The organism is Bacteroides sp. AF32-8BH (assembly GCF_003435205.1).
Classification (GTDB): domain Bacteria; phylum Bacteroidota; class Bacteroidia; order Bacteroidales; family Bacteroidaceae; genus Bacteroides; species Bacteroides ovatus.
This window is the reverse complement of the sequence record NZ_QVLZ01000045.1, coordinates 41,490-55,125: the sequence shown is the minus strand read 5'-3', so window position 1 is coordinate 55,125 and position 13,636 is coordinate 41,490. Positions and strand designations below refer to the sequence as shown.

Here is a 13,636-nt window from a genome sequence, read left to right as displayed (position 1 = left end):
AGAACTGTAAAATATAAAAGAGGTTGTGCCAACGTTTTGACACAACCTCTTTAACAAAGTGCACTTTCTCACGAAACCGCACTTCATTTAACACAAACAAAACAAACAATATTTTACATCAGTACTATTCTTAATTTTTTCATCCTCAAAGATAGTCGATTATTCCAATGCGCTCCAACTATTTCCACCATTTTATTTGCGGATCGCGCGTTTTTGCCCATTCTGCAAATTTAGGATATGTTTTGTCAATGCGCTGATTCTCCTTTTTAAGATCTAAATTCAAAATAGAAGCGTCCAAACGAGCATCTACATGTATAGCAAACGGAAAACCATCCTTGCAAATGAAATAGGTACCATCTACATCACCACGAGAAATATCAGCTCCGGAAGGGAAACGATTATTCGCACCAGTTGTCGGCTTATGATCTGTCAGATGGACTTCTGTGGCAGAGTTGAATACTTTTATAAAAGGATTATAAGGAGCTACCACCACTGATTTATCAAGAGTAGGATTATTAAATTGTATGGATACCGTATATGTCTTCTCTTGAATATTCTGATTAATCATATCCTCCGCATTCACATTGGATACTCCCAATTCAGCCTTAGCATCCTTGAATAATGTTATCACATTACCTGAATAGGAAGAAGCTTCACTACCATTAACCGTTACTTTAGAAGCTTTACTCAAATCGAAAGGAACTTCATAAGCAAACGAGTTCTTATAATTAGCTCCCGTCCAAGCCAAGGTGAACTTATCAATAATATTAAGAACCTTATTATCTATATTATAATCAACGCTTGACTGATATTTCATGACTACATCATTCAAGTCATAATCTCCTTGCTCCGGCCAGTTATCTTCAAAGCCAAGCACTCCAGAATACTTTTCTGTTCCTTTCCGATCACCCGGATTAGGAACATCCGGAACTTCAATAGCAGCAATAGGATTAGAAGAGATAACAAAAGCAACATCATTATAGTCATTTTCTCCACTTTTCCAGTCTTCCATTGTTATCACATTCACTCTTTCACCTGCTTTATTTTTTGCTGCAAAAATTGCAGTGTGAGAAATTTTGTCACTATTCAAAGATTTAGTCGAATAGAACATATTTCCATTAGCCTTGGCATTTACCCAGCCATTATTCCATATCAAGAAACCAATCTTTGTATTTGCCGGAATACGTTCCGGGTCCTCTTGAGGGAAATTACCAGTCTCATTTATATATTTTAAATTAACCGCAACCCCACTATAATAACCTAAACTATTTCCATGTGCGTTAGGAAATATGACACATGCATGCTTTGTTGCCTTCCTTATTTCATCAGTAGAAGCATCTTTCGGATAGCAATAATAAGCAAATACACTTTTCGCTCCTGTGTCTCCCCCAAAATAGTTAATAACGACATTTGCATCTTCTTTTATCAGAATATCAGCATTATCAGTAACTAAAGGTCCTACGTTATTCTTTCCTTCCGGGAAATATGTCGTTATATAACTCTTGAGAGTTGCATCCATGTTGATCTTCTTAGAAGCATCCAAATAGTCAGGCTTACCTGAATTTGCATTCCAAGTTCCTAATACGTTCGGGATTACATCTGTAATAAATTTCACCGCAGCCCTTGTTTGTGCACCTCTCGTTGATGAATCCACAGGAGTAACATCAAGAGCATTCTCAAAGGTTATTTTTGCGCTGACATCCGAACCGACAACTTTAGTTTTATACAAAGTCGGCACACCAAAATCCGGAGAATAAATATAAACTTCTGAAACTGCTGTCGGGAAAGAAGCCGGTTTGATATAACGTCCTTGTATATCTGTAAATCCGGTTGCAATGTGTGAAACCCCTGCTTTCTTTATAATCTGACCGCCTTCTGCCACATAAGAAAGCGGATTTTCAGCATAAACTTCAAAATAAGCCCTAGGACATTCCTTTCCATAATCAATATTCAATTGAATATTCTTAGTAGTGGCAAAGTCGAAATAGTTATCTAAAGTAACTTCTTCTTTATCTCCTGAATTAGCAGGATCATATACATCTTTCTGTAAACAGCTTGAGAAAGCAACAGAAACAACACTGATAACACATGCTAATTTAGCAATGTTAATCATTCTTTGGGGTAAGTTAAAACACATCATACTTCTCGTTCATTTTATTTGATAGTGCAAATATAAACATAAACTTGCATATTTTAATCACATTATTGATATATTTTTCAAAAAAAAGTTTCTGCAAGCTTCACCTACCCATTTTTAAATATCTTATTAATAAAAGAAGGAGAAAGCAAAAAGCTCTCTCCTTCTTTTAAAACTTGTATAATCTGGTCTAATTAATTATTCTCCGGACGAAGTTTACGAACAGTTACAGCAGTCTGCCACATTTCGCTTTCGCGTAATTGACGGAGCTCCTCGTTTAACTTTTCACGATAATCAGGTTGTGAATTACTATCAATAGAAATCTGTGCTTCGTTACCAGTCTTCACGCTATTATACAACTTTTCAACTACCGGTTTGATAGCATCGTGGAATGGGCCCATCCAATCGAGAGCACCACGTTGAGCAGTAGTAGAGCAGTTAGCGTACATCCAGTCCATACCGTTCTTTGCGAACAACGGCATCAATGACTGTGTCAGTTCTTCCACTGTTTCATTGAATGCTTCAGAAGGACTATGACCGTTTTCACGCAATACTTCGTACTGTGCCAGCAACAAACCTTGGATAGCCCCCATCAATGAACCACGTTCACCTGTCAGGTCAGAAGTAGCCTCACGTTGGAAAGTTGTTTCGAACAGATAACCGGAACCGATACCAATACCCAGTGCGATGGTTCTTTCGTAAGCCTTGCCTGTAGCATCCTGATAGATAGCATAAGAAGAGTTCAAGCCGCGTCCTTCGAGGAACATAGTACGCAAAGATGTACCCGAACCTTTAGGAGCAACCATGATAACGTCGATATCAGCAGGAGGAACTACACCTGTACGGTCGTTCCAAGTGATAGCAAAACCGTGTGAGAAATAAAGAGCTTTTCCGGCAGTCAGGTAAGGCTTGATAGTAGGCCATACTGACATTACTGCTGCGTCAGACAACAGACACATTACAATAGTACCTTTCTCACAAGCTTCTTCGATACCGAACAAAGTTTCACCCGGAACCCATCCGTCTGTTACTGCCTTATCGTATGTTTTTCCTTCACGTTGACCAACGATTACATTGAAACCGTTATCACGCAAGTTCAGTGCCTGTCCAGGACCCTGTACGCCATAACCGATTACAGCGATTGTTTCATTTTTCAATACTTCACGAGCTTTTTCCAATGGAAATTCGTCACGGATTACTACAGTTTCAGTAGTACCTCCAAAATTCAACTGTGCCATTTTCTTTTTGTTTTTAGTTTTTGATGACTTACGCCATCTGTTATTAATTGATTTTATATTCTCACATTTATTCAAATATCACTTTCGAGCGGCAAACAACTTCGTTGCCATTCTTCTTCACTTCTACGTGAAACTCGTTTGCATTCACTTCATCGCAGAAGAAAGAGAGTTCATCACCAAAATAGCTTTCCGCCACATACGCCATTTCAAAACGACGGATACGTTTGGTCTTATACAATTCAATCGGGAACAAATCAAGGATATGTTCGATGTAACGGATGCTGTTTACATGACCATTGATATCTATATCACTGTACTTTGCCGTCAGGGTAGCTATCGGCTGATCGCTTGTCACTTTGATGCGTGAAGGCTTTTCAATCGGGCAAGGCTCATCACAGACATAGTCTACGATACTTCCCCCATGCAAAGTCAACAAGTCGGCAGGCTTGCGGGTATTAAGATTAATCATTGCCCATACGGAACGTGCGTAGCCAATCTTCTTTCCATCCTTATCGAGGATAGCAAAATTACGGTCCGTAAACAAACGGTAGACATTTTCCACCCACGTCTGAACCGAGAAATTCTCATACTGATAAGGCATTTCATCCAACTCAATGGCTAGACGTGAAAGCACCCATGTGTAATTATCCTCATTCAACGTTGCAATACCAAAACCACGGTCATTGGCGTGAAAACCTGCACAATTCAGCAGATGATTTCCCAGTACCCCCATAGTCAGACGTCCGTTGAAGTCAACATGGAACGGTTCTGCCACAAACTGATAAGTCCCTATTCTATTTTCTTCACTCATTATTCTTATTGGTTTTTACTTTGGTTATACATAGCTTCCCGTCCATCGAGAAACTCATTCACCCGTTCAAAACAGCTGGTAGTAATCGCTACACGTCCCGAACGAACAAACTGCAAAACACAATTCAAAGCCTTCAGTTCACCATAGAGCGAAGTTATATCTTCGCTCATTCCATTTTTCTCGACAATAGAAAATACCGGATTGACTTCCACTATACGTGCATTGTATCTACGAATCAGCTTGGATGCTTCCGGATTCTCCTGAAAAGCAGGAGTAGACACCTTATATAATGCAATCTCGTGGAAATAAATCTCATCCTCTGTGAAATAATGTGCCTGAATCACGTCGATCTTCTTTTCGATCTGTTTCACTACCTTCTCAATGATGTCCTTATCAGTCCAGGCTGTTATTGTATACTTATGTACACCTTTAATAGAAGAAGCAGATACATTCAGACTCTCAATATTTATTTGCCGACGGGTAAATACAGCAGTTACCTGATTCAGCAACCCGGCTATATTCTCCGAATGAACAATGATTGTATATAACGTTTTATCACTCATAACTCTAATTTTTTAAATGCGAACTCTCAACTCTCCATTCTCAACTCTCAACTTCTCCTAGCACTCCAGCAACATCTGGTTTACCGAACCACCCGGAGGAGTCATCGGCAAAACATTGCCTTCTTCCACCACGCAAGCTTCGAGCAGGAACGGTCCGTCCGTTGCCAGCATTTCAGTAATAGCTTCCTTCAGTTCTTCACGAGTGAAAACACGCTTGGAAGGAATATCATAAGCCGAGGCCACTTTCATATAATCCGGATTCAACATCGGGGTAAACGAATAGCGACGGTTGAAAAACATAGCTTGCCACTGACGTACGTTTCCGAGGTAATTATTGTTCAGGCAGATAATCTTCACCGGAGCCTTCTGCTCCATAATCGTACCCAGTTCCTGAATATTCATTTGCAGTCCGCCATCTCCCATAAATACGCATACGGTACGTTCCGGTGCTCCGAAAGTTGCCCCGATAGCTGCGGGAAGCCCGAAGCCCATTGTTCCAAGTCCTCCGGAAGTAATGATACTGCGTTCTTTCGTATATTTAAAGTAACGTGCAGATATCATCTGATTTTGACCTACATCTGTTACCAAAACAGCTTCATGGTGAGTAGCGTCACTTACCGCACGTACCACTTCCCCCATGCTCAAAGAGTTTGTGGCAGGATGAAGTTCAGGACGGATTACTTTTTCCTCCTCTACTTTCTCATATTCTTTGAAGCTATCAATCCATTCGGTATGAGTGTTCTTTTTCAGGAGTTTCGTCACAGAAGCCAGTGTTTCCTTGCAATCTCCCAATACAGCTACATCTACCTTTACATTCTTATTAACTTCCGCAGGATCGATATCAAAATGAATCACTTTTGCCTGTTTGGCATAAGTAGCCAAATTACCGGTCACACGGTCGTCAAAACGCATACCGACAGCAATCAGCACATCGCATTTATTGGTATTGATATTCGGTCCCAGATTGCCGTGCATACCCAACATACCTTTATTCAACGGATGTTCTGTCGGCAAAGCCGAAAGCCCGAGCAGCGTACAACCCGCAGGCATATCCGCTTTTTCGATAAACTCGCGCAATTCGCTCTGTGCATTTCCCAGTTCAACACCTTGTCCAACCAATACAAGCGGACGTTCAGCGTTATTAATCAGTTCGGCAGCAGCCTGTACAGACTCCTCGTCCATATCGGGAACAGGAACATAGCTACGGATAAAATCGACTTTCGTCGGTTCGTATTTCGTTTTCTCTACTTGCGCATTTTTGGCAAAGTCCAGTACCACCGGCCCCGGACGACCACTACGAGCAATGTAAAACGCACGTGCTACCGCCCAGGCTACATCTTCCGCACGGCGAATCTGATAACTCCATTTAGTGATTGGCTGGGTGATACCTACCAAGTCAACTTCCTGAAAAGCATCCGTCCCAAGAAAGCCTGTTCCTACCTGTCCGGCAATCACCACGATAGGCGTACTATCGATCATCGCATCTGCAATGCCTGTTACCGTATTGGTTGCTCCGGGACCGCTCGTCACCAGGCAAACACCTACATCACCCGATACACGGGCATAACCTTGTGCGGCATGGGCAGCTCCCTGTTCGTGACGAACCAAGATATGGTTCAATATATTTTGATGATCGTACAAGGCATCGAATACCGGCATAATAGAGCCACCGGGGTAACCAAAGATGGTAGTCACTCCCTGATGTTCCAAGGAGCGCATCAAAGCCTCTGCACCTGTTATTAAATCTTTCATATTAGTTGATAGTTGATAAATGATAAATGATAGTTGAGAAATGACAGTTGAAAATGAATGGTTTACAATCATTGCGCTAAGTGCTGCGCAGCTAACTATTACCTATCAACTATCACCAACTATATTATATAATTCTCACTGCTCCCTTATCGGCAGAGCTTACCATGCTGGCATACGCCTTCAGGCTCTTTGGTACATAACGGTCACGAGTGACAGGAGTCATCGGACGGGCTGCCAGTTCTTCATCCGTCAGTCGCACGTTAATCTTCCGGGCCGGAATATCGATTTCGATAATGTCTCCGTCTACAATTTTTCCGATATTGCCTCCAGCTGCCGCTTCAGGAGAAATATGTCCGATACTCAATCCGGAAGTTCCACCGCTGAAACGTCCGTCGGTAATCAAAGCACATTCTTTTCCGAGATGACGGGATTTTATATAAGAGGTAGGATAAAGCATTTCCTGCATACCGGGACCACCCTTCGGACCTTCGTGCGTGATGACGACGACGTCTCCACTGACGACTCGACCTCCGAGGATGCCTTCACAGGCTGCTTCTTGCGAATCAAATACTTTGGCAGGTCCGGTAAACTTCCAGATACTTTCGTCTACACCTGCTGTTTTTACTACACAACCATCTTGAGCAATATTGCCTTTCAATACGGCCAGTCCACCGTCTTTACTGTAAGCATGTTCCAAGTCACGGATACATCCGTTTGCACGGTCCTTATCCAGTTCCTTATAGTACATACCTTGTGAACCAAGTACGAGATTAAATTTATTTCCGGCTGCGCTCGAATATTTCTTAATTGCTTTTTCGCTCACATTCGGGCTGGTGATTGAATATTCGTTAATGGCTTCTGCCAGTGACATTCCGTCTACCCGACGAACGGATGTATCTATCAAACCTCCCTTTGCCAGTTCGTCCATAATGGCAATGATACCACCGGCACGGTTTACATCCTGAATATGATATTTCTGTGTATTGGGAGCCACCTTGCAGAGACAAGGAGCCTTGCGGGAAAGCATATCGATATCATCCATCTTGAAATCTACCTCTGCTTCATGAGCAATAGCCAACAGGTGAAGAACCGTATTAGTAGAACCACCCATTGCTATATCCAGCGTCATGGCATTCAAGAAAGCCTGACGGGTAGCAATGCTACGAGGAAGCACACTTTCGTCTCCTTCTTCATAATATAACTTTGCATTTTTTACGATCAGTTCTGCTGCATCTTTGAAAAGCTGCGTACGATTCTCGTGTGTAGCTACGATGGTTCCGTTTCCGGGAAGAGCCAGTCCGATTGCTTCATTCAGGCAGTTCATTGAATTGGCGGTAAACATGCCGGAACAACATCCGCAAGTAGGACAAGCATTTTGCTCGATATTCGCTACTTCCTGATCGCTGACACTTTCATCAGCCGATTTAATCATCGCGTCGATCAAATCCAGGTGCTGACCATTCCATTCTCCGGCTTCCATCGGACCGCCCGATACAAATACGGCAGGAATATTCAGACGCATAGCCGCCATCAACATTCCGGGAGTGATCTTATCGCAATTGCTGATACATACCATTGCATCCGCCTTGTGCGCATTGACCATATATTCTACGCTGTCTGCAATGATGTCACGTGAAGGAAGCGAATAAAGCATACCGTCATGTCCCATTGCTATACCGTCGTCGATAGCTATTGTATTGAATTCCGCAGCGAAGCATCCTAGCTTCTCAATCTCTGCCTTCACCAGCTGACCGATTTCATGTAGGTGTACATGCCCCGGGACAAACTGTGTGAACGAATTGACGATAGCGATAATGGGTTTACCCATCTGATTCTTCTTCATGCCGTTGGCTGCCCACAATGCACGGGCTCCCGCCATCCGACGGCCTTGTGTACTAAACGAACTGCGTAATTGCTTTTTCATTTCAATCTATCTTTTAATTAAAGAGCCTTCCTCACACAAGTGAGAAAGGCTCTAAATTCTATCTTTTATGGTACGAACACATACAACACAAAAACCTTTCTCACGCTCTTGATGGGACCACCACGACGCGAATAATATGCAGGACTGCTAGGTTAATAGATGTATGTAACATATTCATATCTTCTTTTCTTTATTTTCGTGCTGCAAAGGTAAGGGCTTTTTTATTATATCCAAACAAATCGAAGAAAAAAATCACTTAAAAGCGAATAATTGTAAGAAAAGAGAGGTATTATTTCTCTATTTTATCACTTAAAGGTTGAATTTACAACTATTATCTAACTGCGCACCTCACTTTCTTTTTCTGACAAAAGCACTTAATAATCTGAAATTTACCCTCCCTATACCGGAGTACAAGCAAATAATTCGTATCTTTGTAGACCCGTATTTACGGGAATTATTAATCAGAAACAAAAAAGATCAGATGGAAACAGTAGAAAACAAGTACATTACCGTTGCATACAAACTATATACAATGGAAGATGGTGAAAAAGAGTTGTTCGAAGAAGCAAAAGCAGAACATCCCTTTCAATTCATTTCAGGATTAGGAACAACACTCGAAGACTTCGAAAATCAAATAACTGCTCTTTCTAAAGGTGATAAATTTGACTTTACCATTCCGGCAGATAAGGCTTACGGACAATATGACGAACAACACGTCATTGACCTCCCCAAAAATATATTTGAAATAGATGGCAAATTTGACAGCGAACGTATTAAAGAAGGTAACATCGTACCTTTGATGACTGGTGACGGTCAACGCGTAAATGCCAGCGTAGTAGAAATCAAACCGGATATTGTAGTAGTTGACCTCAACCATCCGTTGGCTGGTGCCGACCTGATCTTTGAAGGTGAAATACTGGAAAGCCGTCCTGCTACGAACGAAGAAATTCAGGAACTTGTGAAAATGATGAGTGGTGGTGATGGCTGTGGTTGCGGATGCGACAGCTGCGGTGATGGCTGTGGCGACGACTGCGGTTGCGAAGGCGGACACTGTCACTAAATAAAGTATTAAATTATAAAGTATTAAGTATTAATTCCGTGCGGACACAGCCGGGCTTTAATACTTAATACTTTTTTTATGCCGTTATTTGAGCTAATACTTAATACCTGATACTTAATACTTGAAATCAGCATCCTTTATGCGTCATGATGTCAAGCACCATTTTATCCGTTTCGTTCATGGCTTGCGAGCCGATCCTTGTCAGGTTGCGGATACTTTGATCTACATCTTCGTCGATAATTCCCTCTACGGAAGTCACACAACGGTCTTCCATTGCCATCATTGCAGATAATACGGCTGTCGAAACTCCGGTAGTTACTTTCAATGCACAACTCGGTTTTGCACCGTCACAAATCATTCCTGTCAGATTAGCAATCATGTTTTGAACGGCGAAGGCAACCTGATTGTAGTTTCCCCCCATCAACCAGGTGATTCCACAACTGGATCCGGTAGCAGCTACCACGCAGCCACACAAAGCTGACAGACGTCCTAAACTTTGTTTGATATATATAACAGTGAGATGGCTTAACATTAAAGCACGGATAAGTTCTTCTTCGCTCTTTCCGTTCTCTTCGGCAAAGACAACGACAGGGAGTGTAGCGGATATCCCCTGATTACCACTGCCGGAATTACTCATGACAGGAATCATTGCACCCGCCATCCGGGCGTCGCAAGCAGCTGATGTATAAGAGAGAATATGAGAAAATACGCTGTCACCTATCACTTTATGTTCGTAAGTTCCCCGAAGCATTTTACCTAAAGAATGTCCGTAATTACCTTTAAAGGCTTGCTCGGCAGCAGCTTTATTCAAACGGGCTGTATCAAGAATGAAACGAATCTCATCCAACGGAGCAGTCAGTGCAAAGTCATAGACTTTACGCAAGTTTAATTCGAGCGAAGCATCTTCCTCTTCCTCGCTGACTGTATGTTGCTTGTCGAGCAATGTCTGTTCATCTTTGGCTATATATATAAAGGTAGTATGCCCACCGGCAATGATAGCTTTAGCTGTTTTATCTCTCGCTTTACAAATCACTTCGATATAAAGCTTTTCCGTAATATCTTCTTTCAGAGAAATACAAATCCGTTTTTCTGCAATGAACCGTTTCCCCTGTTCCACTGCTTCCGGCGTACAGTCCCTCAACACCTCCAACTGATAGTCTGATTTGCCAATCAACGCACCTAAAGCCACAGCTATGGGAAGGCCTACCATACCCGTTCCCGGGATTCCGACTCCCATGGCATTCTTTAGTATATTAGCACTTAGCAAGACGTCTATCTTTTCCGGTTTCACTCCCAACGTTTCAGCAGCTTTAGCTACACAAAGCGCTACTGCGATAGGTTCCGTACATCCAATAGCCGGAATGACTTCTTTCTTAATCAACTCTATAATTTGCCTTCTTTCTGATTCAGTCATGGACTTATAAGTTTTGGTTCCACAAAAATAGGAAAATCTTTCTTTTCCAACATTCTATAATGAACAAATAAAATCTCATATTGTTATAAAATCTCCCATACACCAAACTTTAACAGAAAGAATTGATAGAAAAATGAAAGCAAAACACGTGATTCTCTATTTGCTACTGGCTATTGTTTCCTTTTCCTGTATCGGCGAAGAAGCTCTCAATGCAGAAGCAGACATATTAAGTTGCGCACTACCAGGAGTAGCCATGACAACCAGTCCTATTATTAACAATAATTCCATCACTATCTTCGTCGGTCCGGGAACTGATATTTCAGAACTTACACCTGAATTTACATTGACTCCGGGAGCTACAATTAATCCTCTTAGCGGTACGGAACGAAATTTCAATACTCCACAAGAATATACTGTTACAGCTGCCGATGGTGTTTGGAAGAAAACGTATATCATATCCGTTATCGACACGGAACTTGCCACGAACTATAATTTCGAAGATACGCTTGGCGGAAAGAAGTACTACATATTTGTAGAACGCGAAGGAGGTAAAGTCGTTATGGAATGGGCCAGCGGAAATGCGGGCTATGCCATGACCGGCGTAGCCAAAACTGCTGATGACTATCCCACTTTCCAAATAACGGACGGAAAAGCCGGCAAATGCCTTTCTTTAGTGACACGCAGTACCGGATTCTTTGGACAAATAGCAGGAATGCCTATCGCGGCAGGAAATCTGTTTATCGGTTCCTTTGATGTAAGCAATGCAATGAGTAATCCGCTTAAAGCAACTAAATTCGGTCTTCCTTTCCGGCATGTACCTACTTATCTGGCTGGCTATTATAAGTACAAAGCGGGAGATCAGTTTACAGAAGGAGGCAAACCTGTAAATGGGAAACGGGATATCTGTGACATATATGCCATCATGTACGAAACCAGCGAATCTGTTCCAACCCTTGACGGAACGAACGCATTTACCAGCCCAAACCTGATTTCAACAGCACGGATTAATAATGCCAAAGAAACGAACGAATGGACTTACTTTAAGCTTCCTTTCACCACTCTCCCCGGCAAATTCATAGATAAGGAAAAGCTAATGGATGGAAAATATAATATAGCCATAGTGTTCACCTCAAGTCTGGAAGGAGATCATTTTAACGGAGCAATCGGAAGTACGTTGCTCATTGACGAGGCCGAGTTAATCTATCACTCGGAAGATTAGTGGAACTAAATAACTTTATAACAACAAAAACGATGAAAATCTATCCGTATATATTCAGTTTACTAACCTGTATAGGAATAGCCCTCCCCGGCTATGCACAGGTTGATCGAAATGAAACACTGATCCGTTCCGCCCTTCACGGACTGGAATATGAGATAAAAGCAGGTTTCAGCATTGGCGGCACAGCCCCGCTTCCTCTTCCGGTGGAAATCCGTTCCATTGACGGATATAACCCGACATTAGCTATCAGTATAGGAGGTGAAGTGACCAAATGGATTGCCGTTCAGAACAAGCTCGGAATTATAGTCGGATTGCGACTTGAAAACAAAGCAATGACTACCGAAGCCACCGTGAAGAATTACAATATGGAGATTCTCGGGCAGGGAGGTGAAAGAATCAGCGGAGTATGGACAGGCGGAGTAAAAACCAAAGTACATACTGCCGGACTGACAATACCTCTGATGGCTACCTACAAACTAACCAACCGGTGGAACATCAAAGCCGGGCCTTATTTCTCCTATCTACTTTCAAGAGAATTTTCAGGTCACGTATACGAAGGATATTTGCGGGAAGATAATCCCACCGGTCCGAAGGTTGAGTTTACCGACGGTAAAATTGCAACATACGATTTCTCGGACGACTTGAGACATTTCCAGTGGGGATTACAGATAGGAGCCGAATGGCGAGCCTTCAAGCACCTCAATGTGTATGCCGATCTTACCTGGGGATTGAATGATATATTTAAAAACGATTTTAATACAGTCACTTTTGCCATGTACCCCATCTACTTGAATATAGGTTTCGGGTATGCTTTTTAAGTCCCACTAGGCTCTGCCACCTGCTTCACTCCGGAGTAGGTTACTTTCACCGTCTGTTTCAATGCAGGCACTTTCACATTAATAGTCATGTCTGCATTTCCACCTTCTACAGTTCCCGTAACTGTTACAGGACAAGTACCCAAAGAGGCAGCATCTCCTTCAAATGTAAGATCTTGCTGTCCGGTGAATGTAGACATACCTTCCCCCTTTTTCACTTCACATTTATCAATGACAATATCTCCAAATTTTAATATCTGCTGGTTGATGAACAATTCAAAATCCTTCAGTTCAATCTTCACTTCCGTATTGCTGACCTGCGAAAGCGTGATAAACTTCTCTATTCCGTCGCCGATGACAATTTCCTGATCGGAGCCATCCGGTATCATGGATATATCCAGATTTCCCCAATACGTTCCGATTACATTCGGAGCCGTTATCACAGCTTCCTCTTCGGGAGGATTCTCATTATTCTTGTTATCACTATCGTCGTCATCACTGCTACAAGCAGCAAAGAGAGTAAGAGAACATACCAATGCCAATAAATACAATAGATTCTTTTTCATACGTCTTTGGTTTAGTTATTACAATAAATTCGTCCTTTATAAACTAAAAAGAAGAAAAAAGGTTCAATATGCTTCCTTTTTCGAAGTTATTTCGAGTTCGCAACTTTCTTACCGAAAACTTTGTTATATTTGCATAT

General features: G+C 42.0%; 11 protein-coding genes. 3 read left to right on the top strand and 8 right to left on the bottom strand.

The window, feature by feature from the left end; all coding sequences use genetic code 11:
- Positions 1-178 precede the first annotated feature (178 nt).
- The 6 genes from DWZ47_RS24555 to ilvD form a co-directional block, all read right to left on the bottom strand.
- Positions 179-2,140 carry an LruC domain-containing protein gene (locus tag DWZ47_RS24555; protein ID WP_117515004.1) on the bottom strand — a complete coding sequence of 654 codons (1,962 nt, stop codon included), beginning with the start codon at positions 2,138-2,140 and terminating at the stop codon, positions 179-181.
- Positions 2,141-2,331: 191 nt separating this feature from the next.
- Positions 2,332-3,375, bottom strand: a complete 1,044-nt coding sequence (gene ilvC, locus DWZ47_RS24550) for a ketol-acid reductoisomerase (RefSeq protein ID WP_117515002.1) — start codon at positions 3,373-3,375, stop codon at positions 2,332-2,334.
- A gap of 67 nt (positions 3,376-3,442) precedes the next feature.
- Positions 3,443-4,186 carry an acyl-[acyl-carrier-protein] thioesterase gene (locus DWZ47_RS24545; protein WP_004326143.1) on the bottom strand — a complete coding sequence of 248 codons (744 nt, stop codon included), beginning with the start codon at positions 4,184-4,186 and terminating at the stop codon, positions 3,443-3,445.
- 5 nt (positions 4,187-4,191) lie between these two features.
- Positions 4,192-4,749: an acetolactate synthase small subunit gene (gene ilvN, locus DWZ47_RS24540; protein WP_004299476.1), complete on the bottom strand. Its 558-nt coding sequence runs from the start codon at positions 4,747-4,749 to the stop codon at positions 4,192-4,194.
- 57 nt (positions 4,750-4,806) lie between these two features.
- Positions 4,807-6,501, bottom strand: a complete 1,695-nt coding sequence (gene ilvB, locus DWZ47_RS24535; protein WP_004326144.1) for a biosynthetic-type acetolactate synthase large subunit — start codon at positions 6,499-6,501, stop codon at positions 4,807-4,809.
- Positions 6,502-6,625: 124 nt separating this feature from the next.
- Entirely contained in the window at positions 6,626-8,425 is a 1,800-nt protein-coding gene (gene ilvD / locus DWZ47_RS24530; RefSeq protein WP_117515000.1) for a dihydroxy-acid dehydratase, read from the bottom strand.
- A gap of 481 nt (positions 8,426-8,906) precedes the next feature.
- Between ilvD and DWZ47_RS24525 the strand changes: the two genes are divergently transcribed.
- Positions 8,907-9,485, top strand: a complete 579-nt coding sequence (locus DWZ47_RS24525) for a peptidylprolyl isomerase (RefSeq protein ID WP_004306740.1) — start codon at positions 8,907-8,909, stop codon at positions 9,483-9,485.
- Between the two features lie 127 nt (positions 9,486-9,612).
- Here the strand turns inward: DWZ47_RS24525 and DWZ47_RS24520 are convergent, their stop codons facing one another.
- Positions 9,613-10,899, bottom strand: coding sequence for a serine dehydratase subunit alpha family protein (locus DWZ47_RS24520; protein ID WP_117514998.1), 1,287 nt, complete (start codon positions 10,897-10,899; stop codon positions 9,613-9,615).
- Between the two features lie 133 nt (positions 10,900-11,032).
- Here DWZ47_RS24520 and DWZ47_RS24515 point away from each other — a divergent pair, with 133 nt between their 5' ends.
- Both DWZ47_RS24515 and DWZ47_RS24510 read left to right on the top strand, forming a co-directional pair.
- Positions 11,033-12,118: a PCMD domain-containing protein gene (locus DWZ47_RS24515; RefSeq protein WP_022199492.1), complete on the top strand. Its 1,086-nt coding sequence runs from the start codon at positions 11,033-11,035 to the stop codon at positions 12,116-12,118.
- Between the two features lie 32 nt (positions 12,119-12,150).
- Entirely contained in the window at positions 12,151-12,936 is a 786-nt protein-coding gene (locus DWZ47_RS24510; RefSeq protein WP_117514996.1) for a porin family protein, read from the top strand.
- Here DWZ47_RS24510 and DWZ47_RS24505 read toward each other — a convergent pair.
- On the bottom strand, positions 12,933-13,499 hold the full coding sequence (locus tag DWZ47_RS24505; RefSeq protein WP_117514994.1) for a calycin-like domain-containing protein: 567 nt from the start codon (positions 13,497-13,499) through the stop codon (positions 12,933-12,935). The two genes, DWZ47_RS24510 and DWZ47_RS24505, sit on opposite strands and share 4 nt — an antisense overlap.
- Positions 13,500-13,636 lie beyond the last annotated feature (137 nt).

Coding starts and splice junctions, on each gene's coding strand:
- DWZ47_RS24555 (WP_117515004.1), bottom strand. CDS start 2,140: ATGATGTGTTTTAACTTACCCCAAAGAATGATTAACATTGCTAAATTA.
- ilvC (WP_117515002.1), bottom strand. CDS start 3,375: ATGGCACAGTTGAATTTTGGAGGTACTACTGAAACTGTAGTAATCCGT.
- DWZ47_RS24545 (WP_004326143.1), bottom strand. CDS start 4,186: ATGAGTGAAGAAAATAGAATAGGGACTTATCAGTTTGTGGCAGAACCG.
- ilvN (WP_004299476.1), bottom strand. CDS start 4,749: ATGAGTGATAAAACGTTATATACAATCATTGTTCATTCGGAGAATATA.
- ilvB (WP_004326144.1), bottom strand. CDS start 6,501: ATGAAAGATTTAATAACAGGTGCAGAGGCTTTGATGCGCTCCTTGGAA.
- ilvD (WP_117515000.1), bottom strand. CDS start 8,425: ATGAAAAAGCAATTACGCAGTTCGTTTAGTACACAAGGCCGTCGGATG.
- DWZ47_RS24525 (WP_004306740.1), top strand. CDS start 8,907: ATGGAAACAGTAGAAAACAAGTACATTACCGTTGCATACAAACTATAT.
- DWZ47_RS24520 (WP_117514998.1), bottom strand. CDS start 10,899: ATGACTGAATCAGAAAGAAGGCAAATTATAGAGTTGATTAAGAAAGAA.
- DWZ47_RS24515 (WP_022199492.1), top strand. CDS start 11,033: ATGAAAGCAAAACACGTGATTCTCTATTTGCTACTGGCTATTGTTTCC.
- DWZ47_RS24510 (WP_117514996.1), top strand. CDS start 12,151: ATGAAAATCTATCCGTATATATTCAGTTTACTAACCTGTATAGGAATA.
- DWZ47_RS24505 (WP_117514994.1), bottom strand. CDS start 13,499: ATGAAAAAGAATCTATTGTATTTATTGGCATTGGTATGTTCTCTTACT.